This is a genomic window from Oleidesulfovibrio sp. (assembly GCF_047973035.1).
GTDB lineage: Bacteria > Desulfobacterota > Desulfovibrionia > Desulfovibrionales > Desulfovibrionaceae > Oleidesulfovibrio.
The window spans coordinates 26890-48274 of record NZ_JBKEBF010000044.1; the positions used below are offsets into that span (position 1 = coordinate 26890).

The window sequence follows — 21385 nt, forward strand, 5'->3', positions numbered from 1 at the left end:
CATATGCGATTTGCAGCCTGCGTCGTCAGTCTGTGGAATCTTTTCCTTCGGGTATCTTATGCCCGTCTTTCGTCTGTTGTCTTAAACAGCACTTCTTGTTTTCAGAATTACCCTTACTGTTATTGTCCGGCTTTCGGGGCGGATGATGGTAAATCCATATTTGTTAATGTGTCCGACGGATCGGCATCGCACTCCGTTGCCGACGTTTTTTGTTCATACAAATGGAAAGTCCAGGGAATATTATGGAAGTGATATCCTTACAGTCCCGGGATGCCGCATTTGCCGCAGAGGTTGCCAAGCGCAGCGGGCAGAAACTGGCTACGTGTTACCAGTGTGGTAACTGTACCGCCGGTTGTCCGTATACCTTTGCGTACGACATTCCTGTCAGCCGGATCATGCGTCTGGTGCAAATGGGCAGAAGAGACGAAGTGTTGCAGTGTCATTCGCTGTGGTTGTGCGCCAGTTGTCAGTCGTGCACCACGCGTTGCCCCAATAACATTGATGTGGCGCGTGTGGTTGACGTGCTGCGTCATATGGCCCGCGAAGCAGGGTACGCGACGGAAGGTGCGGTAAAAACCTTCTCTGATGCGTTTCTGGACTCCGTGGAACGCCACGGGCGCGTGTACGAAATGGGCATGCTGGTTAACTATGTTTTAAAGACCGGCCGCTTCTGGACAGATTACGATCTGGCCCCCACGGTTCTTCCGAAGGGTAAGATCGGTTTCCGTCCTCATACCATCCAAGGTGCCGATCACGTGGCGGCTATTTTCCGTCGTTTCCGCGAGCGGCAGCAGGATGCCCGTGAAGCAGGCAAGGGAGGCAATGAATGAGCCTTACCAGTGTAGCCTACTATCCCGGTTGCTCCGGCGGTGGAACTTCCGCCGAGTACGAAAAATCCACACAGGCTGTGTTCCGCACGCTGGGCGTCAGGCTTGAAGAGCTTGCCGACTGGAGCTGCTGCGGGTCCACCCCCGCGCACACGGTTAACCATGTGCTTTCCGCAGCGCTTTCTGCCCGCAACCTTGCCATTGCGGCAACTGCCGGCCACAGCGTGGTGACTACCCCTTGCCCCAGCTGTCTTTCCAACCTGCGTACCGCCGCGCACAAGATGGAAGACGAAGGCTTTCGCCGTGACGTGTCCGCTTTGCTGCACGATGGTGATGCCGCAGCCGACATCGAAACAGGCGCATCCGTTGATGCCCGTTCCACTCTGCAGGTTATTGCGGAAGAAGTGGGTAACGACGCAGTAGCAGCCCGTGTCCGCAAGCCCCTGAAAGGGCTGAAAGTCGCCTGCTATTACGGTTGCATCATGAACCGTCCCCCCGAGCTGATGCAGTTTGACGATGCCGAGCACCCCATGGCCATGGACAGACTGATGGAAGCCTGCGGTGCGGAAGTGGTGCCTTTCCCCCTTAAGGTGGAATGCTGTGGTGCCGCTTTCGGTATGCCGCGCCGTGATATCGTTTCCGAGCTTTCCGGTCGTCTGCTTGATGCCGCGGCGGATTGCGGAGCCGATGCCGTTGTTGCAGCCTGCCCCCTGTGCCAGATGAACCTTGATATGCGTCAGGGACAGGTAAACAGATCCCGCGGTTCGCGTCACTCTGTGCCGGTGTTTTACTTTACCCAGCTGATGGGGCTGGCCTTTGGTCTGAACGCTGAAGAAGTGGGCCTTTCCAAGCTGGTCGTAGACCCGAACCCCTGCCTTCGGGCGGCTGGCGTGCTCTAGCGCCAAGGAGATGAAACTATGCGCATAGGCGTTTTCGTCTGCCACTGCGGGAGCAACATCGCCGCCACCGTTGACTGTCCTTCGGTTGCGGAGACGGCACGGATGTTCCCTGACGTGGTTTTTTCCACAGATACCATGTACGCTTGCTCCGAACCGGGGCAGGAAGCCATTGTAGACGCCATCGCCGAGCAAAAGCTGGACGGCGTGGTTGTGGCATCCTGTTCGCCCCGCATGCACGAGCCCACGTTCCGCCGCGCGTTGGAACGTGCCGGCCTGAACCGCTACATGCTTGAAATGGCCAACATCCGCGAACATGTTTCGTGGATTGGCAAAGATATTAAAAGCAATACAGTTAAAGCATCGGACCTCATCCGCATGGCGGTTGAGAAGCTGCGCTTTAACACCCCGCTTACCCCCAAGCACTTCGAAGTGACCCGCCGCGCGCTGGTCATCGGTGGCGGTGTGGCCGGTATTCAGGCTGCTCTGGATTGTGCCGACGCCGGTATCGAAGTCATCATGGTGGAACGTGAGCCCAGTATCGGCGGCAAAATGGCCAAGCTGGACAAAACCTTCCCCACCGTTGACTGCTCGTCGTGTATTCTGGGTCCCAAGATGGTTGATATCGCCCAGCATCCCAACATCACCCTGTATGCCGCTGCTGAAGTGGCTGAAATCAGCGGGTATGTCGGGAACTTCGAGGTGAAAGTACGCCGTAAAAAGACCTACGTTGACTGGTCAAAGTGTACCGGCTGCGGTCTGTGCATGGAAAAGTGCCCCAGTAAAAAGAGCTACGACCGCTTTAACGAGGGCATTGCCACCACAACGGCTATCAATATTCCTTTCCCGCAGGCTATTCCGAAGAAAGCCTCCATCGACCCCGAATACTGCCGCAAGCTGCAAGGCAAAAAGTGCGGCGTGTGCGAAAAATTCTGCCCCATGAACTGCATCGATTTTGAGCAGGAAGAAGTAGTGGTGACAGAAAAGGTCGGTGCCATTGTGGCGGCCACCGGTTACGACTTGTTCGATTACACGGTGTACGGTCAGTATGGCGGCGGGCAGTACGCGGACGTTATCACGTCGCTGCAGTACGAACGCCTGATGAACGCCTCCGGTCCTACCGGCGGTCACATCAAACGTCCTTCCGACGGCAAGGAACCCAAGGAAGTTGTCTTTATCCAGTGCGTCGGTTCGCGTGACCCTGCCGTTGGCAGACCTTACTGCAGCGGTTTCTGCTGCATGTACACCGCGAAACAGGCTGTTCTGACCAAAGACCATATTCCGGATTCCAACTCGTATGTCTTTTATATGGACATCCGCGCTCCCGGAAAGGGCTATGATGAATTCACCCGCCGTGCACAGGAACAATATGATGTTCAGTACGTGCGCGGACGTGTTTCCATGATTTACCCCCGTGGTGACAAGCTTGTGGTACGCGGTGCCGATACGCTTGCCGGAACGCAGGTAGAGGTTGAAGCAGACCTCGTTGTTCTGGCCGTAGGTGTAGAAGCCGCCAACGGTGCTCCTCAGCTGGCAGAAAAACTGCGTATTTCTTACGACCATTACGGTTTCTTTATGGAATCGCATCCCAAGCTGAAGCCCGTGGAAACCAACACCGCCGGTGTGTACCTTGCCGGTGCCTGTCAGGGTGCCAAGGATATTCCCACATCGGTTGGGCAGGGTAGTGCAGCTGCTTCCAAGGTGCTGACACTCTTCTCGCGCGAAATGCTCGAGTCGGACCCGCAGGTGGCCAAAGTTAATCAGAGCCGCTGCGTGGGCTGTATGAAGTGTGCCCAGACCTGTCCGTTCGGTGCTGTGCGTGAAATCACAGACCGCGGCGGCAATGTGAAAGCAGACGTGCTGGAAACCGTATGTCAGGGTTGCGGCATCTGTTCCGCTACCTGCCCGCACGGTGCCATCCAATTGCAGCACTTTACCGACAACCAGATTCTTGCGGAGGTTAATGCCTTATGTCCGCCCCTGATGGACGAGAGCTTCGAATAGTAGGCTTTCTTTGCAACTGGTGCTCCTACGGCGGGGCGGATACAGCTGGTGTAGGCCGTTTTGTACAGCCTACTGACCTGCGCATTATCCGTGTTCCCTGCTCGGGCCGCATCGATCCTTTGTTTATTACCCGTGCTCTGGTCAGCGGCGCTGACGGGGTTCTGGTTTCCGGCTGTCACCCGCGTGACTGTCACTATGCGGCAGGCAACTATTATGCGCGTCGCCGTCTTGAAATGCTCAAGGGCTTTTTGCCTGTTACCGGCATCGATCCCGAGCGGTTCGAGTACACGTGGGTTTCCGCCTCTGAAGGTCAGCGCTGGCAGCACGTGGTGACTACGTTCACCAACCGCATTCATGCGCTTGGCCCCGCGCCCAGAATGAGCGGCGGTAACGGCTATGCCGAGCTGGCCGACATTGAACGCGCAGTGCAGGCCGGACCGGGCTGCCCCTGCCACCTGAAGGAGGTGCGCTCATGAGCGTACTACAGGAACTGAAAGAACAGATTCGTGTCGCACTGCCCGACCTCGATATGGTGCTGGGCTGGGAGCAGGGCTTTGACTCTGCGCACATGCGGCCTTTGTATATCCGTGAAGAACAGGACATTGAACGCCTTGTTCTGAACCCGCTGTGCGTGCACAGCCTTGCGACGTACCTGCCCGGTCTGCTGCGTGGCGGCGGTAACGAAAAGAAAGTAGGTATCGTTGTAAAAGGCTGTGATTCCCGCGCCGTGATTCAGCTGATTCAGGAAAACCTGATTCCGCGTGAACGGGTGGTTATGTTCGGCTTCGGCTGCAACGGCATTGTCAGCCTGCAGAAGATAGAAGCCATTGCAGGAGACAGCGGCTACATGGAGTCCGTAGAATTTACGGGCGACAAGGTTGTTGTATCCGTTGACGGTAAAAAGACCGAAATCCCCATGGCAGACGTTGCTAGTGGTAAGTGTGCCACTTGCCGTCATCACAACGCCATTGATGCCGACCACTTTGCCGGTCCGCGTGCTGAAGACGGCGAAGTTCCCGCAAAGCATCCCACGCTGGAAGAGTTTGAAAAGCTGTCATTGCCCGAACGGTTTGCGTTCTGGCAGGAGCAGATGCGCCGCTGTGTACGTTGTTACGCCTGCCGCAACACCTGCCCCATGTGTGTCTGCCGCGACCATTGCATCGCCACATCGCGTGACCCGCACTGGTTGTCGCAGGATACAAACACGGCTGAGAACTTTATGTTCCAGATGATTCACGTCATGCATCTGGCCGGACGCTGCGTGGAGTGCGGCGAGTGCGAACGTGCCTGCCCGCTGGATATTCCGATTATGCTGCTGCGCCGTTCCATGAATGAATCGGTGAAGGAGCTGTTCGACTACAGCAGTGGTACCGACAAAGACGCCACGCCCCCTCTGCTTACCTATAAGGTAGAGGAAGAGACCATTAACGAGCGAGGCTGGTAATGAGTAAACAATTCATCAGCCATGACAAAATGGCCGCTTGGCTTGATACGCTGTCTGAATCGTGCGCCGTGCTGGTTCCTATGGACGATTGCGGTACGGTGACCTTCCGTCCCTACACCAAGGGGCGTCAGGCTTTGCTGGACAAGATGCCCGTGCGTTCGCCCAAGGAAGGTGTGTTTCCTCAGAACGAAGTGCTTTTGCGCTACAAGTACGACAAAGACCCTGAGAACCTCGACAGAGTGAAGGTTCGGGTTAAGGAAACCCTGCCCGAGCAGAAGGCTGTTGTCGTGGGCGGCCGTCCGTGTGGCGCACGCGGTCAGATTATTCTGGACCGTGTATACAACTGCGAGAAAATGCGTGACCCGTACTACGCCAGCCGCCGTGAAAATACGATGTATGTCACGGTTGCCTGCAGTAAAGCGGCCAGCACCTGTTTCTGCAACAGTGTAGGCAGCGGTCCTGCGGACACTGAAGGCTCTGACGTGCTGCTGGTTCCCGTTGAAGGTGGCTATGTTGCGGAAGGCGTAACCGAGCGGGGCAGTGCCTTGCTTGCAGAAGGCCGCTTTGAAGCGGCTTCTGATGCCCGTGTTTCCGAAGCGCAGAAAGTGACGGAAAAAACACTCGAGCAGCTGGGCGAAGCGCATGACTATTCCGATGCGCCGCAGAAACTGCTTGAGCGTTTTGACGACATGGACTTCTGGAACGAGCAGTCTTCCATCTGCATCAGCTGCGGTGCCTGCACATACCTGTGCCCCACATGCTACTGCTTTAACATGACGGATGAACAGTCCGGTTTGCAGGGCAAACGCGTGCGCTCGTGGGATACCTGTATGTCGTTTGACTTTACGCTGGAAGGCAGCGGGCATAACCCCCGTCCTACCAAGGCGCATCGTCTGCGTAACCGTATGGGACACAAGTTCTCTTATTACCCCGATCTGCATGAAGGGCTGATTGCCTGCTGCGGTTGCGGCCGCTGCATCAAAAGCTGCCCCGCATCTGTAGATATCCGTGCTGTTGTGCAGGCTGCCCAGGACTACAAAGCAGCCTCTGAAGATTCCGAGGAGAAAGCCAATGCATAACAACCCCAGCCTGCCAGCTCTGGCAACTGTTTTGGAGGTTGTGGAGGAAACACCCAACATCAAGACTTTTCGTGTCCGTTTTAACGACGAAAGCCTGATGGAATCGTTTTCCTTCATGCCCGGTCAGGTCGGCCAGCTTTCCATCTTCGGTACGGGTGAATCAACTTTCGTTATCAACTCGTCCCCCACACGCATGGACTATCTGCAGTTCAGCGTGATGAAGGTGGGTGAAGTGACCAGCCGTATTCACCAGCTGAAAGCCGGTGACACCGTGGGTGTGCGTGCTCCGCTTGGTAACTGGTTCCCCGTTGATGAAATGAAAGGCAAAGATGTGGTGTTTATAGCGGGTGGGATCGGTATGGCTCCCCTGCGTACGCTGCTGGTCTATATGCTGGACAACCGCGCCGACTACGGTAAAATCACACTGCTGTACGGTGCCCGCTCTCCCATCGACTTAAGCTATAAGTATGATGTGGAAGAGTGGATGGGCCGCGATGATCTGGATGTGGTGCTGACTGTTGATGCACCTGCGGAAGGCTGGGAAGAGTCCGACACACACCGTGTAGGCCTGATTCCTAACGTTTTGCTGGATCTGAACCCCGCACCCGAGAACTGCGTTGCCGTTACCTGCGGCCCGCCCATTATGATCAAGTTTACTCTGCAGGCGCTTAAAAAGTTGAACTTTGCAGATGAGCAGATCATCACTACGCTGGAAAAGCGTATGAAATGTGGCGTAGGGCTGTGCGGGCGATGCAACATCGGCACAAAGTATGTCTGTGTTGACGGGCCTGTTTTCCGGTATTCCGAACTTAAGGACCTGCCTAACGAACTCTAGCCCCTGAAAGGAGGCATCATGGCTGACCTTTTTAAAGCCGGCGATATCGTTCGCGCAGCGGAAGAGATTGAAATCCGCGGTGAGGATTTTTACCGTCGCCTTGTGGCATCTTCCGAAGATGAAGAAGCCCGCAGGCTTTTCCACTGGCTGATGGAAGAGGAAATGACCCACCGTGCTGTTTTCAGTGCTATGGGAGAGCGTCTGGCGCCTGTCGAGCTGCCCGCATGGGCAGATGAAAGCGACTACCTTATGTACATGCGTTCGCTGCTGGACAGCCACGCTTTGTTCCGCCCGGACGCTGTTCCTGCCGAGCAGCTTGGCCGTGATGAGGCTGTACGCCTTGCCATGCAGTTTGAAAAAGACACAATGCTGTTCTTTGCAGAAATGCGTGACTTTGTGCCGGAAGCTGAGCGAAAGCACATTGATAATTGCATTGCTGAAGAACGCAAGCACCTGAAACAGCTGATGGCAATGCTGCGCAAGTAACCTTTGCCATTTAACAGTATCACAGTGTGGTACTGGCGGATTGTACTGATACGCCCCGTAACGTCTTGTTGCGGGGCGTTTTTTTCCTGCAGGGGGTGTGTAGGGGCTAAAACGGAAAAGTTAATTGCTACGTGTATTGTTAGCATATGAAAAGAAAATGATTTCAAGAGCATTTTTTCTTACTGTTATTATTAATGATATATGTTTTTCTATATCGATCTGTGTGTTTGAATCGAGGAGGTGAAAGAACACAACTACAGGAGGAATTATGAGATTATTAATGGCAGTTTTGGTGGCCGTCGCGTTGACGGGGTGTGCTCCAAAGCATGAAACTCCGCTCATTGAAGAGCATCTGGCTGTGTACGCAAAGGGGCCGACGAAGATCATAGGCCTGTTTGCAACTCGTGCCGACAGAAGAGTCGTGGTGGTAAATCATGAAGGGAAAATGTGTGCAGAAGCACCACCGGACGCAATTGATGATTTGTTTACGTCTGTAAATAAGACACTGAGTGCTGCAGGGGATGCCGGGCAAAAAGTGGACGTCAAAGTTGCCGCAGAGCTATCTCGTACCTTGATGTCAGACTATCAGATGCTGATTGATAGGACTCAAGGCCTGCAGTACTTCAGGGATGCCAGCTTTATTCTCTGCATTATGAACGTAAATGGTGCGATATCGAATGAAGATTACAAACTCGCACTTGATAAGGTAATCGAACATAGCAGTAAGCTTATTTCCTCAGAGTTGGTCACTCTGAATGAAGACCGTAAAGAATATGCCAGGCAGAAAGCGATTGAAGAGGAAAAGCAGGCTCAGTGACAATTGAGCCCTCTGAGGAATTTAGCTCCAGGATATATTTGTTAAGTCGTGTTGCGGGTGCCCGTTTCGGGTACCCGCTTTCATTTTGCCTCAGCAAAGTCCTACGCGAATCATATTGTTTTAGAAAATTATGGCAGATATGGTGAAAAGGGAGGCTGCATTATCGCTCTCAGCACCAGCGCTACATACCTGTATTGCAACTGTCGCTTGCACGGCATGAATCTGTCACAGGGCATATTGCACAAACTTGTCGGAGAATGGTGTGTACCCGTCATGTGACGCGCAGGTACACACCGGCTAACTAAACCTAGTGCAAGGAGAGTCAATCATGCGAAGTGTTGTTATGCGGCGTGCGGTGTGCGCTGCAATCTGTCTGTTTGTTGTGCTGGCAACGTTGCAGCAGGGATTTGCTGCGGATGCAAAGTATGTTTTCCTGTTTATTGGTGACGGCATGGGGCTGCCTCAGAAGCAGGCAACAGAAGCTTTTATCGGCAAGAAGCTTACCCTTGATACATTTCCTGTTCATGGCGTCACAACCACGCCTGCAGCTAACCGCTTCATCGTAGACTCCGCTGCGGCGGGCACGGCTATGAGCTCCGGCCAGATTACTGATGTGGGCATGATCGGTATGGCCCCTGATAAAACTAAAGTGAAGACGATTGCAGAAATGGCTCGTGACCGCGGCATGAAGGTAGGGATTGTATCGTCCGTTTCCATCGATCATGCCACTCCCGCGGCTTTTTATGCTCATGAAGAAAGCCGCAATCTGTACCATTACATAGACCATGCGCTTGCAAAATCCGGCTTCGACTACTTTGCTGGCGGCGGCATTAAAGACCCCGCAGGCAAACGTAAGGGTGTGGAACCCCGCGGCGATGCTCTGCAAGCCATTAAAGGTGCCGGTTATACCGTGGTGAATGATCGCGAATCTTTTATGAAGCTGTCCGGAAAAGACGGTAAGGTGCTTGCCTACAACGCATGGCTGCAAGATTCAGGCGCATTGCCTTACGAGATCGACCGCCGCGAAGGTAAAGATATTTCTCTGGCAGAATTTACCGCTAAGGGCATTGAACTGCTGGATAACAACAAAGGCTTTTTTATGATGGTGGAAGGCGGCAAAATTGACTGGGCCTGTCACGCCAACGATGCCAAAGCTGCTATAATGGACACTGTTGCCTTTGATAACGCAGTGGCAGAAGCAGTGAAGTTTTATAAAAAGCACCCCAAGGAAACACTTATCGTGGTTACCGGCGACCATGAATGCGGCGGTATGACTCTTGGCTTTGCCGGTACTGCGTACGAATCTGACTTTGATGTTTTGAAAAAACAGTATGTTTCGTTCCAGTTCTTTCAGGAAGACGTGCTGAAATTGTTTAAAAAAGAAAATAAAGGGCATATTACCTTCGATCATTTGAAGCCTACGATTACACATTATTTCGGGCTTGAGTTTGAAGGAGATGCTGCGAACCCGATGGTTGTGCAGCCGCATGAGCTGGCTCAGTTGCAAGATGCCTTTGTACGGTCCGTTGCCAGTGACACTATGGAACTAAACGATGCAGTTTCAAAAAAACTGTATGGCGGATACGACCCGCTTATTGTCTCCATTACCCATATTCTGAATAACAAAGCCGGTCTTGCCTGGACGTCATTTTCACACACAGCTGTGCCTGTAGGCACTACGGCTATCGGCGCTGGTGCAGATAGCTTTGGCGGCAGCTACCATCAGGCCGCCATCGCCAAAAAGATTATGTCTGCTATGGGAGTTAAGCCCAGAGTATACGTAGCTGCGCAATAGTGTTGCTGATGCTGTAATTGTTTCGGCGGCATGCCTGTTAACGGTGTGCCGCCATTCTTCTATTTATTGTTGTGCAGGTCCGGCAGTTTTCAGAGGTGAAAATGCATAAAGGCAAAATGGATACAGTATTGGTGCTTGTGTTCGCCGTGTTGTCGCTGGCGCTGTGGTATACGCCTACGGGGTTTGAAAACCGTATGGATGCGAATGCCATACGTTGCAAGGGCAGAGTCGTTTCAGAAAGTTCTGAAGGGTTGCAGCAGCATACGCTGATCAAGGTCGGCTATCAGGCGCTTGAGGTGGAAGCCCTTGACGGTCCGTATAAAGGGCAGCGTTTTTCCGTACTGAACCAATTACAAGGCCGTATGGACATAGACAAAGTTTTTTCAACAGGAGATGCAGCTCTGCTGGTTATTACTCACAAGGCAGATGGCAGAGTTGATACGGTGGTGGCGCAGGATCATTATCGGCTGGGAATGCAGGTATGGCTGTTATTGGGTTTTGGCCTGTTGCTGCTCGCATTCGGGGGGTGGACAGGTGCAAAAGCATTGCTGAGTTTTGTGTTTACAGCTCTCGTCCTCTGGAAGATTTTTGTGCCGTTATTGCTTAAAGGCGTTCCACCGGTACCGCTGGCGTTCTGTGTGGTGGCGGTGCTTACGGCTGTTATTGTGTTTTTGGTGGCAGGACTTACACGTCTTGGCGTGACAGCCTTTCTGGGGGCGATGGCAGGTGTCGGGGCAAGCTCGCTGCTGGCTGTGTGGGTTGCGGATGCGCTGCATCTGCACGGTGCTGTGATGCCGTTTGCAGAAACCATGCTGTACGCGGGCTACGCGCATCTGAACATAACAGATATATATGTTGCGGCAATTTTTGTTGCAGCCTCCGGCGCGGTGATGGATCTTGCCATGGATGTTGCAGCCAGTCAGTACGAAGTGGCCTGTAGCAACCCCGACATAAGCAGAAGCGGGGCTTTTCTCTCCGGCATCAGGGTGGGAAGGGCTGTTGTAGGGACTATGACCACAACTCTACTGCTTGCATACTCCGGTGGGTTTATCACACTGCTTATGGCGTTTATGGCACAAGGAGTGCCCCTCGCCAACATGTTCAACATGATTTACGTCTCTGCAGAAATCGTAAAGACGCTTATCGGAAGCTTGGGGCTTGTGTTAGTCGCTCCATTCACGGCTGTTGTGGGAGCGTTACTTTTTGCAGGGGCGGCAAAAGATAAAAAAACAGCAAGCCTTATCGGTGTGCCCGGAGCGGTTATTCCTGTCAGAGCAAATACTGGCTGCTCTCAAGCAATATTTCAGAGGACAGAGTGATAGGAGGTCTGTTTTAGGAAACTTTAGTAGTGGAAAATGCATACCTGCCCGTTGCTGAATTTAGCAAGTTGTCGGGTGAGTTTTTACCTCACAGTGGGCAGGACTCGCAGGCGTCTGATGGATTCATCCGTATACTTTCTTGTTACCCTATTAGTGCCTCAAATTGTTTCATCTAGACTCGTTATTCGTGTGTCATATTGTTTGGGCGGCAACTCTCTGGTCTGACTGGTCAGCGCAGTAAAAAGGGCGCATCCTTTCGGATGCGCCCAACCTGTATCGGAGCCGGATAGGTATGCCGTAAACTAGCCGCGCAGGATTGCTTTAGCGAATTCGTCCTGCACTTCGGTGATGAAGGGAATTTTGGTTTCCACTTCAGTTTCGCGGTTGCAGGATGCGATGTCTTCGCGGGAAACGGAAGCCAGATCGAACTTACGGGCACCGGCCATAAGCTGCTGCAGACCTGCGCCCAGTTTGTCCATCATGGTCCACATGGCTACTGCGCCGTAAGGAATGTTTTTCATTTCTTCCTTACCGACTTTTGCCTGAACTTCGTACCAGCCGGCAAAAATCTGCTCGGGGGTGGTGCCGAAGTCGGAAACGGTACGGGGCAGCTTGTCCCAGTTGCCGCATACAGCTTCACGACGCTCGGGGCGGAGTACTCCTTCGATGTTGGAACCGAGGAAGCCGGGAATCATCATTGCGCGGCCCATGCAGATAAGCTTGGTGTAAGGTGCGCCAAGCGAAAGAGCTTTGAAGATCTGGCTGGATTTTGCAAAACCGCCGGCAAAGGACATATCAACCACGCGTTCACCCTTGGCGGCAAGGATAGATGCGTATTCGTATGCTTTTGCGTGCAGCAGAATGGAAGGCACGCCCCAGGTTTCCATCATATCCCAAGGGCTCATGCCGGTGCCTCCGCCGGAACCGTCGATGGTAAGCAGGTCAAGTTTGGCTTCAGTTGCCAGCTTGATGGACATAGCCAGAGCCTGCATGCCGTAGGAGCCGGTCTTCAGAGAAATGCGCTTGAAGCCGAGTTTGCGCAGGTAGGCAACAGAGTTCATAAAGTTTTCACGAACCTGTTCCCATGAAGAAAGGTCGGTGTAGCCAAGGCGGCTGTGACGGGCAAAGCCCTTGATAGCGCCGGAGTTAAAAGAAGCCTGAACTTCGGGAAGGGTGGGATCAGGATCAACCAGATAGCCACGTTCTTTCAGGAATACTGCGTAGTCGAGGTTTTCGACAAAAATTTCGCCACCGATGTCTTTAGCGCCCTGACCCCACTTCAGTTCCAGAATCACTTTGTCGCCGTATTTTTCGGCAATGTATTCTGCAACGCCGTTGCGGGTGTCTTCTACGTTCATCTGAACGATAATGGCACCATAGCCGTCGTAGTAGCGCAGGTAGGTGTCAATACGGCGTTCAAGTTCAGGAGCGCTGCTAATACGACCGTTCGCCAGAGAAGACTTGCGGTCAACGCCAACTACGTTTTCGCCGACAACAATCGGTACACCGCTAAGGGCGCAACCCACTGCAAAAGAGTCCCAGTACTTAGCTGCAATAAAGGTAGAGCCCAGAGCGCCGGTCATTACAGGGAAGCGGCACTTGGTTTTCTCTTCGGCACCGAAAGATGTTTCCAGAGATGCATCAGTAAAAAGAGCATCACCAGTTTGTGCCTTAGAACAGTTTGCTCCCATGCCGTGGGCGCCGTAGTTATACCCTTGAATACGCAGAGAATTGTAGGACACACCTACATGGGTGGTGTTGCCGCTGCCTGCAGTCACAAGGCCAAAGTCGCGGGGGTAGAGGGTGTCACGGCCTTTCAGGCAGGACAGCCAGGTTTCACACTTGCCCATACAGTCTGCACGGCAGAGTGTGCAAAGGCCGGATTCTACAATATTGCCACGGTTTGTGGTGCCAAGGACGTCATTATTCTTCACGGGGGTATTCATAGCGCCTCCAAGGTGTGTTTTTCGTACTGAGGCGCTCATATAGCTTGGAAATCAGGGGGGAAGCAAACTTTGAGTGGATAAACTGTCGCATGTTGATTCAGGAGTTAGAATTGATGTGTTTTATTTTGTGTTGCGATAGTGCTCACTCATTGATGTGTGTCTGGTGGTGTCTAGTTGATAATAAGTAGAAATATGGCAATGTATAATTTGAGTAGATCATATTTTAGCAGTGCTGGTTTCGTTAGATTTGCCTGCGTTGCGTGTTTTTATATGTCTTATTGGTAGGGTGTAGTTGTATGATTATTCTATAATACAGTGCTTAGTATAGTTAATTGCATCATGTATACAAAAATGTAAAAAACAGAGTTTTTTGAGAATTTTTCAATTTTTTTATTTTTTTGTCATTGGAAGGCGCTTTGAAAGGCTTGTCTGGCTGATTATTACAAAATGGTGATGTTTGGATTTGTGGTTTGTTTTTGCGTATTAGGAAAAAGAAGAGGCACCCGCTGTTGCAGGTGCCGCTGTAAGGTCGCTATGAGCCTTTGATTACCACTCGGGTGCAAGCAGTTCAAAGAATGCTTTGGGATGAGCGCAAGCAGGGCAGAGATCGGGGGCTTCAATCCCTTCGTGATTGTAGCCACAGTTTCTGCAGCGCCAGACTACGTTCTGGGGACGTTGGAAAACGATATTTTTTTCAATATTGTTAGCGAATGCCAGAAAACGGCGTTCGTGATAGCGTTCTGCCGTTGCAATACTCATGAACACAGCTGACAGTTCGTGAAAGCCTTCTTCTTTAGCAATGGCGGCAAATTCAGGGTACATCTGCTCGTACTCGTGATGTTCACCTTCTGCAGAAGCAAAAAGGTTGTCAAGAGTAGAGCCGATGACTCCGGCAGGATAACCTGCAGAAATGGTTACTTCTCCGCCTTCAAGAAATTTGAACAGACGCTTTGCGTGGGCCTTTTCATGCAGTGCTGTTTCTTCAAAAACATGAGCAATCTGCACATAACCGTCTTTACGCGCCTGACCTGCAAAGTAGTCGTAGCGGTTGCGTGCCTGAGATTCACCAGCGAAAGCGGTGAGAATATTTTTTTCTGTACGGGTTCCTTTCAAAGATTTCATCCAAATGTCTCCTGGATTAGAGTGTGTTCTGTTACTTAGTTGTGTTCTTGATACTCAGAGTGGCTATTCTTGTCAAGAATGATTCCTGATAATGGTGATCTTTGTGACTTATCCCTAACCAAGTAAATGAGAAGGTATTCCGATGGGGGAGTTAAGGCAATAGCCTCAACTGTTTTTTCTGCTTCTGTAAAAGTTAATTTCCTGTAGCGGAACCCTATTGACTACACCTCTGCATAGGGCTATAAAGCGCTTCTCATTTTGCCAGCATAGCTCAGTTGGTAGAGCAGCTGATTCGTAATCAGCAGGTCTGCGGTTCAATTCCGCATGCTGGCTCCAGAAATTTCAAGGCGTTATCTCGATTTCGAGATGACGCCTTTGCCGTTTTTGCTACCCTATTGCTACCCTGAGGGCAGAAAAAAGGGCGATTTATCTTGGTGTGAGCGGTCGCGAAATTTGGGAACGGCTGTCACATAAAATGAGAACAGAACGCGAAAATTTCAAAGGAAAAATCGAGCCTTTCGGACATATCGAAACGGCTCGATTTTCTTTTTTCCCTGTGTGTTGATTCTTACACAACTTTACCCGCTTTCAGGCGTCTTTGTGCAGCATCAAGCAGAGTTCCAAGCGCATAGCCTGCTGCCAGCGGGCAAACTCCGTTACCTGTGAGCCTGTATCTGTCCAGCTTGTAGGCCAGCCCTGGAGCGCTTCGAGAAATCGCGGGTTGCAGGTCAGGCCGTAACTGGAGCCAGCGTTCCCAGGCGTCAAATTCACCTGCATCGGGAGGGAAGAGGCTCGCGGATTCCCCATTCCCGCCATATAAAGCAACGTCCAGGCTATCGCCGCAAGCTGAATCCCCAACTGATACTTGCCCGGTACGATGTAGAACTTCCCGTTCTTTACCGACATGCCCGGCCAAGTTCCGGAGTTTTTCGTCGTCGGCGTAGGCCAGAATGAACAACCGTTTCCGGATGTGCGGCGCGCCGACTTCTGCCGCTGTAAAGATTCCCGCTTCAACCTCGTAACCCATTGCGAAAAGGTCTTTTCGGACGTTTTCGAGGCCGAGACTGACGTGTCCGAGGACGTTTTCAGCGAAGAGGAACGGCGCCTGTATTTCGCCGAGGATTCGGCGGACGTGCGGCCATAAATGGCGCGGGTCTTTTTCGCCGAGGCGCTTTCCTGCGTTGCTGAACGGCTGGCATGGATAACCGGCAGTAAGGAAATCCACTCTTCCGCGCCACGGCCTGCCGTCGAAGGTGACAAGGTCAGACCAGATAGGCGCTTCATCCAGGGCCGCGTCTTCCATTCGGGCCACGAGAGCGGCCGCGGCATAGGCGTCTCGCTCGACGAAGCAAACAGTTCGATAGTCAGGTATTCCGAGTGAAACGCCAAGTTCGAGCCCTCCGGCTCCTGCGGCGAGCGCGACGCCGCTAAAATTTTGGGGATGTAGAGCCACATTCACTTTCCTTTCGTGGCTCTCTGGGGGCGCTTGGTTGGGGCTCTATGGCTCTCACTAATGAATTGAACGCGGAGCACCGCGGACAATAAAATTCAAACTTCTTGAGTTCTCCTTCACCGATTTTCTTTTTGCATTTCGCGCAACGAATTTCTTCCATTACTCACATGATGATTGTTGCTTGCCCGATGTTCTGCTACTCCTTTCCTCGTCCTGCGCAGGACTAAGGCAGCGGAACGAAGCGAAAAGACCTGTTCTTTTCGTGGGCCGTGGGCGGCGCTTCGACGTCGCTCGGTGGGGCGTTCCCGCGCCCCGCCTGCCGATTGCTGCACTATGCCAGCCCTTGCCCTTTCCTGCCGTGAGCCATGCGGAACATGCGAACTATTCTTCTTTCTCCTGCTTTCCCGCGCCGGTCAGTACGAACCTGTCCAATATGTGCCCCAGGGGCGTTTTCCCGTTACAGTGCTTCATGTAGCCGGTGAACGAAACCACCCGCGAGCGGACGTAATCAAAATCTATCTGTTTTGCGTTATAGCGCCGCTGTAGGCTCTTGAACTGCTTTCTTGCCCGCTTCACCGTGCTTTTCCTCGGCAGAACGTGGTCTGTCCAGTGACGGTAGCCGACGAAATCGACTCCCTGCGTAATCGGGAGAACCCCCGTCTTCGGGTTCAGCGCCAGGCCGAGGCCCTGCACATACTCGTCGATGTACGCGAGTTTTTCCCTGCACCACGTCTTATCAGGCCCGACGATGATAAAATCGTCCATATACCGGACGTAGTATTTAACGCCCAGATCGTCTTTCATATAGTGGTCGAGCCTGTCCAGGTAGAGATTCGCCAGCCATTGCGAGGTAAGCGAGCCGATGGGAAGACCGCGTTCGGTAAAGCCGCTGTTCCGAATCAGCGTATCAAAGAACCAGACGACTGCCTGGTCGAAAAAAAGACGCTGTACCCGGTCCATAAGCCTGTCGTGCGGGATGCTCGGAAAGTATTTGCTGATGTCCGCCTTGATTATGTACGGACTTTCATACTTCCGGCTCGCCGAGCGTAAAAACTCCCGGAGCCGGTGACTGGCGGCATGGGTTCCGAAGCCGATACGGTTCGCATAAGAATCTGTAATGAAGCGGCGCTCGAACACAGGGGAGGCATGAAGCATGACGGCTTGATGAACGACACGGTCGCCGAATTCCGGCGCCTGAATCCGGCGAAGTTTGGGAACAGTTATCGTGAATTCGCGGAATGGGCTCGGTTTCCACGTCCGGGCTTGAAGTGCCTCTTCCAGGGCGAAGAGATTATCTTCGAGGCTGGCGTAAAACCGCAAGGTGTCGGAATCAAAACGCTTGCCTTCTCGCACTTTCTGGAAAGCCCGCGCCAGAGTCGTAAATGTGGCGATTTCCCGCCAGAGATTCTTTACCGTTCTCGCCATGCCCGTTCACTTCTGGCCGGGGCCGTGTTCAGCTTCTCGCCTACCGACCGCCCCAGCCTGGTTGCTGTTCTCCCCGGTTACGGGGAAGGAATATAAGCGCCAAAGGGTACGCTGTCCGTAATCTCGTGAGACATACGGCTTCGGGTACATTTTGCGAGGCGGCAACCGATGCTTGCGTTAGCGTTACTTGCAGGGTTATTCAGATTCCAGCAGAACAGGCCAGCACCACTGGCGTTACCATAATTACCGCCGACATACGCCCATATCCCTAAATTCTTGCAGCATTGGCCGGGGCCGTGTTCGGCTTCTCGCCTACTGACCGCCCCGGCCGGTCGCTGTTCTCCCCGCATCCGGGGAAGGAATGCAAACGCCAAAGGGTACGCTGTCCGCAATCTCTTGGGATATACGGCTTCGGGTACTTTTTGCGAGGCGGCAACCGATGTTAGTCGCGCTATTACTGGCGGGGCTGTTCAAATTCCAGCAGAACAGGCCAGCACCACTGGCGTTATTCCATTGACCGCCGACATGCGTTTGCATCCCAAATTTATATCAAAGAACCTTGCTGCGCTCGTTTTGCTTGGGATTGGCCTTGGAACCTTTCGAGGTCTTCGCCGTTTCGCTTTATCCAGGCGCCGAGCATCTGACCGACTTCCGCAATCTGGCGACTCCATACTTCGTAACAGCCTTCGTTAATCAAGCGCAGGGCGAAACTTTTGCGAACCTGCACTCGTAGATATTCCAGTTCTACGTCTGTCTGCCAAAGGATTTCCCGCGTTGTGACCGGTGGGCGTTTCTTCCGTTTTTCCTCAAGTTGCGTCTTTGTCGCCTTGATTACGAGGTGAAGAAGCGTTGCTACGGTGTGCCGGATTTCCGCTGACAAAACGTGCCGTTCCGACTTTTCAAAGCGTTTGACGATTTTGTGCGTTTCAATATCCAACGCTTCCAGCTTCGCCAGTAGGGTAAAATCTTTCAGTGACATCTTACTTTCCCGCTCCCCAAGGGAAGCGGTCCTCGTCCGGGGTGTAAAGTTCCGCTATGCGGTCTAAAATAGCCCCTGGTCGCACTTCAAGAGCAATGGCAAGCCGTATGAGCATTTCTATAGAAGGATAGCGCTTGCCGCTTTCCAGCATGGATATATAAGACGTCACCACGTCCATACGGTCCGCAAGCGCATCCTGTGAAAGCCCCGTTTGTTGCCGAAACTCCCTGATTGCAACGCCGACTCCGGCTATTTTTTTTCTGACTCGCCTCATTTCCCCTGTATCTACCGGGAAATGAATACAAGCACCTTATGCACCTAAGTGAAAGCGAAGCAGAAGCGTTGCAACAAAAGTCTATGATTCCGCAGTATCCTGCGGCCTGTATTCCTTGGGAAGCTGCCTTCCCTGCAATTCCGACTGATACGACACTTCGCAATGATTCTTGTCTTTGAACAGGAGCGCGACGAGGTCTATCAGCCAGCGGGCTATATTCCAGGGAAAGATACTCCGGAGCCGCCAGCAACGGGCGCTGACCGTTTCGTCTTCCCGCCCGAAAAAGACGATGACGTTTACCGCCTGGTCAAGAGAAATGAGAACCCGCTTGATATAGTTCGTAACGGCGGTTGTGATGCGCTTCATCATGCCCGGTCCACCTCCTCGGCGGTTGTCGCGGCCATGACTGCCGCTTTCCGGATGCCGCCCTGTTCCATCATCGCCGATTTGTGGGCAAGGGCGCCGTTTGTGAACAGGCCGAGAAAATCCGCCACGTTCAAGTCAAGACGGACGAGCTCGCCGTTTGCCCGATAAGCGTTCCAGGTAACGGACTGGTCTTGCTGCATCATGGTCGCCAAGGTCGCCGCGCTGGCCGCGTCCGTGAAATTGCCCTGGTCGAACGAATCATACGAAAAGTGATACATTTCGTCCTGGACCGCATAATCGAACCCGGCGAGAATAGCGGCGCTCGTTTCATCGTCGATAGCGGCGAGTTTCAATTTCTTTTGGCTTTCAAGTCCCGTCAGTCCGGTTTTCGGGTTTTCGCCTGTTTCAATTCGCGGCATATTTCACCCCCTGCGCGCAAAAGATTTCACGCATGGCAAGTTCGCCCTGGTCGTTCCCTTCAACGGCCAGATGCGCGAGAAGTTCGGCATCGTTGACCGCGCACGAAGGCACGGGCTCGTAATCGCCGGACGACCAAGCTGCCAGATAATAGCCATCGTCACTATAGGAGGTTGGCACGGCGTACAGTTTGACCTCTGACGGGCCGGAAACGGAAGCCTCAGGCTTTTTCTTCTTATGTGTAAAAGTAATTTGCATTGTGTCTGTCCTCAAAAAAATTTCGACCGCTTCGCGGTACAGTAGTACAGTAAGCCGTAGGCAGTTATCCTTTTGCGAGGCGGCAACCGATGCTAGTCGCGCTATGACTGGCGGGGCTGTACAAATACCAGCAGAACAGGCCAGCACCACTGGCGTAATTCCATTGACCGCCGACATATAAGACGTTTCCGGCAGAGCCGTTACGACCGTAAAAATAATCGGGAAAGGTTCCGGCAGTATAGTCGCCTTGCGTTGCAGGGACGAACACATCGTCGAAATTAAATCCGGCGCCTTCCCCGTCAAAAGTGGTTATCGCGTATTGAGCAGCCGAGCCGTTATAGGCCGGGCACGTCTTGCCAGTATTAACCCATGCCCGCGAACCATCGTTCTTGAACATTTCGATTTGCCCGTTCGTCGCAATGCGGAAACCGTCGCACATCTGCCAGACGTTGCCGTAAAGCCCCACGTAGCCCCGCCATTCGGTATTTCTGTAATCATCCGTATACGTCGCCCCGGAAGCGTCCACATAGCCGCGGCCCATGATGCTTTGAGACTCGGTCGTGCAATGCTCTATGAGGAACAACAGGCACAGAGCGGAATACTGGTAGAAATCCCACATCCGGAAACCTTCGACGCCGCCCGTGTTCCGGTTCGTGCAACGGGTCTGCATCGTGGGAAAATCCAGACTGACGAGCGGAACCTTGCCGGGCCGGGAACCGACCATGTTATTCGCTTCACCGGTTCCCTGGTAAGCGCCGATATACATCTTTTCCAGCACGTCGCCAGACGGCGACAGAAAGGCCGGGTAAGGATGAAAGCCGTCAGCCGGGCCGGGAGAAATAATCTTGCAGAGTTTCCCCGCGAACGGCCCGGTTTCGGGCTTCATGGTCTTTATCCAGAACGGCGCGTTCTCGACCATGACCTGCCCGTCCACGAGAACGCGCTTCATCGCCGAATAAACGGGATGGTGGTCGAAATAACGCTTGTTCGGCGTTACCGGCTGGCCTTCGGCGTCGCAGTTGTACCAGAGCCCTGTGCAGTTCCCGGTTTCCAGCCAGCACACGCCGATTACCGGCGAAATATCCCCGACCGTTATCCGCCGCACCAGGGCGTCGTGCGCGGAAGGGTCTTCATCGTGCGTTTGCGCCGCCTGTTCGCGCTCGGCTTTCTCCGCATCGAGAGCGGCTTCAAGCGCCTGGTCGGTCGCGAACCGTGTCGCCGCTTCCTGTTCGATTTCCCGTTCCAGGCTGTTGTTCAATTCCTGAACGGCTTCGCCCAGGGCGTGCAAAACTGCCTGGTCGCCTGCGGAAAGTTCCTTCTGGATTGCCGCGGCCGTTTCCGACCGCGTTTTGCCTTCCGCTGTCAAGGCTTCGTTGATGTTCTCGGCGAAGGCGTCGAGCATTTCCAGCGTTTGCCGAAGACGGGGCATATCCTTGTCGAGTCTGTTCGCAAAATGCGGCAACAGCAGTTCAAGGAAATCGCTTCGGTCGTCGACCGTTATACCGTCATCAATGACGGCGACTTCCGCTTCCAGAATGCCGACGACTTTCAGCAACAAAGGCAGCTTGTCGCGAAGCTGTTGGAGCTCGGCTTCGGTCAGGGCGGCGGCGGTGTTGGTTGTTTGAGTCATATCGTGAAGCCTC

Annotated in this window: 22 protein-coding genes and 1 tRNA gene; 12 read left to right on the forward strand and 11 right to left on the reverse strand. The window is 53.1% G+C overall.

Features of this window, described 5'->3' with window-relative positions; genetic code table 11:
• The first annotated feature begins 242 nt into the window (after positions 1–242).
• The 11 genes from ACK5LI_RS16195 (at position 243) to ACK5LI_RS16245 (ending at position 11502) form a co-directional block, all read left to right on the forward strand.
• Positions 243–830 (forward strand): 4Fe-4S dicluster domain-containing protein, encoded by a 588-nt coding sequence (locus ACK5LI_RS16195; protein WP_416951284.1) that lies wholly within the window; start codon positions 243–245, stop codon positions 828–830.
• Positions 827–1726: a CoB--CoM heterodisulfide reductase iron-sulfur subunit B family protein gene (locus ACK5LI_RS16200; RefSeq protein WP_416951286.1), complete on the forward strand. Its 900-nt coding sequence runs from the start codon at positions 827–829 to the stop codon at positions 1724–1726. Before ACK5LI_RS16195 ends, ACK5LI_RS16200 begins: the two co-directional genes overlap by 4 nt.
• 18 nt (positions 1727–1744) lie before the next feature.
• Positions 1745–3727, forward strand: coding sequence for a 4Fe-4S binding protein (locus tag ACK5LI_RS16205; protein WP_416951288.1), 1983 nt, complete (start codon positions 1745–1747; stop codon positions 3725–3727).
• A complete protein-coding gene (locus tag ACK5LI_RS16210) occupies positions 3694–4203 on the forward strand; it encodes a hydrogenase iron-sulfur subunit (protein WP_416951290.1) in 510 nt (169 codons plus the stop codon). The genes ACK5LI_RS16205 and ACK5LI_RS16210 overlap by 34 nt, the downstream gene beginning before the upstream one ends.
• Positions 4200–5171: a 4Fe-4S dicluster domain-containing protein gene (locus ACK5LI_RS16215; RefSeq protein ID WP_416951292.1), complete on the forward strand. Its 972-nt coding sequence runs from the start codon at positions 4200–4202 to the stop codon at positions 5169–5171. Before ACK5LI_RS16210 ends, ACK5LI_RS16215 begins: the two co-directional genes overlap by 4 nt.
• Positions 5171–6250: a 4Fe-4S dicluster domain-containing protein gene (locus tag ACK5LI_RS16220; protein WP_416951294.1), complete on the forward strand. Its 1080-nt coding sequence runs from the start codon at positions 5171–5173 to the stop codon at positions 6248–6250. Before ACK5LI_RS16215 ends, ACK5LI_RS16220 begins: the two co-directional genes overlap by 1 nt.
• A complete protein-coding gene (locus tag ACK5LI_RS16225; protein ID WP_416951296.1) occupies positions 6243–7085 on the forward strand; it encodes an FAD/NAD(P)-binding protein in 843 nt (280 codons plus the stop codon). Before ACK5LI_RS16220 ends, ACK5LI_RS16225 begins: the two co-directional genes overlap by 8 nt.
• Before the next feature lie 18 nt (positions 7086–7103).
• Positions 7104–7571, forward strand: coding sequence for a ferritin-like domain-containing protein (locus ACK5LI_RS16230; protein WP_416951298.1), 468 nt, complete (start codon positions 7104–7106; stop codon positions 7569–7571).
• A 268-nt stretch (positions 7572–7839) separates the two neighbouring features.
• The gene (locus tag ACK5LI_RS16235; RefSeq protein WP_416951300.1) at positions 7840–8388 is read left to right on the forward strand and encodes a hypothetical protein; all 549 of its coding nucleotides are present in this window, start codon (positions 7840–7842) and stop codon (positions 8386–8388) included.
• A gap of 328 nt (positions 8389–8716) precedes the next feature.
• Positions 8717–10183 (forward strand): alkaline phosphatase, encoded by a 1467-nt coding sequence (locus tag ACK5LI_RS16240; RefSeq protein WP_416951302.1) that lies wholly within the window; start codon positions 8717–8719, stop codon positions 10181–10183.
• Between the two features lie 101 nt (positions 10184–10284).
• Positions 10285–11502, forward strand: coding sequence for a YibE/F family protein (locus tag ACK5LI_RS16245; RefSeq protein WP_416951304.1), 1218 nt, complete (start codon positions 10285–10287; stop codon positions 11500–11502).
• A 302-nt stretch (positions 11503–11804) separates the two neighbouring features.
• Here ACK5LI_RS16245 and ACK5LI_RS16250 read toward each other — a convergent pair whose 3' ends face one another.
• Entirely contained in the window at positions 11805–13448 is a 1644-nt protein-coding gene (locus ACK5LI_RS16250) for a glutamate synthase-related protein (RefSeq protein ID WP_416951306.1), read from the reverse strand.
• Between the two features lie 546 nt (positions 13449–13994).
• On the reverse strand, positions 13995–14570 hold the full coding sequence (rbr, locus tag ACK5LI_RS16255) for a rubrerythrin (RefSeq protein WP_416951308.1): 576 nt from the start codon (positions 14568–14570) through the stop codon (positions 13995–13997).
• A 260-nt stretch (positions 14571–14830) separates the two neighbouring features.
• Between rbr and ACK5LI_RS16260 the strand changes: the two genes are divergently transcribed.
• Positions 14831–14906 (forward strand) — tRNA-Thr (locus ACK5LI_RS16260).
• A gap of 232 nt (positions 14907–15138) precedes the next feature.
• Here the strand turns inward: ACK5LI_RS16260 and ACK5LI_RS16265 are convergent.
• The 9 genes from ACK5LI_RS16265 to ACK5LI_RS16305 all read right to left on the reverse strand — a co-directional run bounded on the left by ACK5LI_RS16265 (position 15139) and on the right by ACK5LI_RS16305 (position 21372).
• The gene (locus ACK5LI_RS16265) at positions 15139–16029 is read right to left on the reverse strand and encodes a DNA cytosine methyltransferase (RefSeq protein WP_416951310.1); all 891 of its coding nucleotides are present in this window, start codon (positions 16027–16029) and stop codon (positions 15139–15141) included.
• Positions 15998–16183, reverse strand: coding sequence for a Com family DNA-binding transcriptional regulator (locus ACK5LI_RS16270; protein ID WP_416951312.1), 186 nt, complete (start codon positions 16181–16183; stop codon positions 15998–16000). The genes ACK5LI_RS16265 and ACK5LI_RS16270 overlap by 32 nt, the downstream gene beginning before the upstream one ends.
• A gap of 221 nt (positions 16184–16404) precedes the next feature.
• Entirely contained in the window at positions 16405–17448 is a 1044-nt protein-coding gene (locus ACK5LI_RS16275) for a reverse transcriptase domain-containing protein (RefSeq protein WP_416951314.1), read from the reverse strand.
• Between the two features lie 544 nt (positions 17449–17992).
• Positions 17993–18427: a four helix bundle protein gene (locus ACK5LI_RS16280; protein ID WP_416951316.1), complete on the reverse strand. Its 435-nt coding sequence runs from the start codon at positions 18425–18427 to the stop codon at positions 17993–17995.
• 1 nt (position 18428) lies between these two features.
• The gene (locus ACK5LI_RS16285; protein ID WP_416951318.1) at positions 18429–18701 is read right to left on the reverse strand and encodes a helix-turn-helix domain-containing protein; all 273 of its coding nucleotides are present in this window, start codon (positions 18699–18701) and stop codon (positions 18429–18431) included.
• A gap of 81 nt (positions 18702–18782) precedes the next feature.
• Positions 18783–19070: a pseudouridine synthase gene (locus tag ACK5LI_RS16290; protein ID WP_416951320.1), complete on the reverse strand. Its 288-nt coding sequence runs from the start codon at positions 19068–19070 to the stop codon at positions 18783–18785.
• The gene (locus tag ACK5LI_RS16295; protein ID WP_416951322.1) at positions 19067–19486 is read right to left on the reverse strand and encodes a hypothetical protein; all 420 of its coding nucleotides are present in this window, start codon (positions 19484–19486) and stop codon (positions 19067–19069) included. The genes ACK5LI_RS16290 and ACK5LI_RS16295 overlap by 4 nt, the downstream gene beginning before the upstream one ends.
• Complete coding sequence (locus ACK5LI_RS16300) at positions 19473–19742, reverse strand: hypothetical protein (protein WP_416951324.1); 270 nt, start codon at positions 19740–19742, stop codon at positions 19473–19475. The genes ACK5LI_RS16295 and ACK5LI_RS16300 overlap by 14 nt, the downstream gene beginning before the upstream one ends.
• Before the next feature lie 64 nt (positions 19743–19806).
• Entirely contained in the window at positions 19807–21372 is a 1566-nt protein-coding gene (locus ACK5LI_RS16305; RefSeq protein ID WP_416951326.1) for a hypothetical protein, read from the reverse strand.
• Between the last annotated feature and the right edge of the window lie 13 nt (positions 21373–21385).

Excerpts from the sequence above, each read along its gene's own strand:
- ACK5LI_RS16195 (WP_416951284.1), top strand. The coding sequence starts at position 243 with ATGGAAGTGATATCCTTACAGTCCCGGGATGCCGCATTTGCCGCAGAG.
- ACK5LI_RS16200 (WP_416951286.1), top strand. The coding sequence starts at position 827 with ATGAGCCTTACCAGTGTAGCCTACTATCCCGGTTGCTCCGGCGGTGGA.
- ACK5LI_RS16205 (WP_416951288.1), top strand. The coding sequence starts at position 1,745 with ATGCGCATAGGCGTTTTCGTCTGCCACTGCGGGAGCAACATCGCCGCC.
- ACK5LI_RS16210 (WP_416951290.1), top strand. The coding sequence starts at position 3,694 with ATGTCCGCCCCTGATGGACGAGAGCTTCGAATAGTAGGCTTTCTTTGC.
- ACK5LI_RS16215 (WP_416951292.1), top strand. The coding sequence starts at position 4,200 with ATGAGCGTACTACAGGAACTGAAAGAACAGATTCGTGTCGCACTGCCC.
- ACK5LI_RS16220 (WP_416951294.1), top strand. The coding sequence starts at position 5,171 with ATGAGTAAACAATTCATCAGCCATGACAAAATGGCCGCTTGGCTTGAT.
- ACK5LI_RS16225 (WP_416951296.1), top strand. The coding sequence starts at position 6,243 with ATGCATAACAACCCCAGCCTGCCAGCTCTGGCAACTGTTTTGGAGGTT.
- ACK5LI_RS16230 (WP_416951298.1), top strand. The coding sequence starts at position 7,104 with ATGGCTGACCTTTTTAAAGCCGGCGATATCGTTCGCGCAGCGGAAGAG.
- ACK5LI_RS16235 (WP_416951300.1), top strand. The coding sequence starts at position 7,840 with ATGAGATTATTAATGGCAGTTTTGGTGGCCGTCGCGTTGACGGGGTGT.
- ACK5LI_RS16240 (WP_416951302.1), top strand. The coding sequence starts at position 8,717 with ATGCGAAGTGTTGTTATGCGGCGTGCGGTGTGCGCTGCAATCTGTCTG.
- ACK5LI_RS16245 (WP_416951304.1), top strand. The coding sequence starts at position 10,285 with ATGCATAAAGGCAAAATGGATACAGTATTGGTGCTTGTGTTCGCCGTG.
- ACK5LI_RS16250 (WP_416951306.1), bottom strand. The coding sequence starts at position 13,448 with ATGAATACCCCCGTGAAGAATAATGACGTCCTTGGCACCACAAACCGT.
- rbr (WP_416951308.1), bottom strand. The coding sequence starts at position 14,570 with ATGAAATCTTTGAAAGGAACCCGTACAGAAAAAAATATTCTCACCGCT.
- ACK5LI_RS16270 (WP_416951312.1), bottom strand. The coding sequence starts at position 16,183 with ATGGAAGAAATTCGTTGCGCGAAATGCAAAAAGAAAATCGGTGAAGGA.
- ACK5LI_RS16275 (WP_416951314.1), bottom strand. The coding sequence starts at position 17,448 with ATGGCGAGAACGGTAAAGAATCTCTGGCGGGAAATCGCCACATTTACG.
- ACK5LI_RS16280 (WP_416951316.1), bottom strand. The coding sequence starts at position 18,427 with ATGTCACTGAAAGATTTTACCCTACTGGCGAAGCTGGAAGCGTTGGAT.
- ACK5LI_RS16285 (WP_416951318.1), bottom strand. The coding sequence starts at position 18,701 with ATGAGGCGAGTCAGAAAAAAAATAGCCGGAGTCGGCGTTGCAATCAGG.
- ACK5LI_RS16290 (WP_416951320.1), bottom strand. The coding sequence starts at position 19,070 with ATGATGAAGCGCATCACAACCGCCGTTACGAACTATATCAAGCGGGTT.
- ACK5LI_RS16295 (WP_416951322.1), bottom strand. The coding sequence starts at position 19,486 with ATGCCGCGAATTGAAACAGGCGAAAACCCGAAAACCGGACTGACGGGA.
- ACK5LI_RS16300 (WP_416951324.1), bottom strand. The coding sequence starts at position 19,742 with ATGCAAATTACTTTTACACATAAGAAGAAAAAGCCTGAGGCTTCCGTT.
- ACK5LI_RS16305 (WP_416951326.1), bottom strand. The coding sequence starts at position 21,372 with ATGACTCAAACAACCAACACCGCCGCCGCCCTGACCGAAGCCGAGCTC.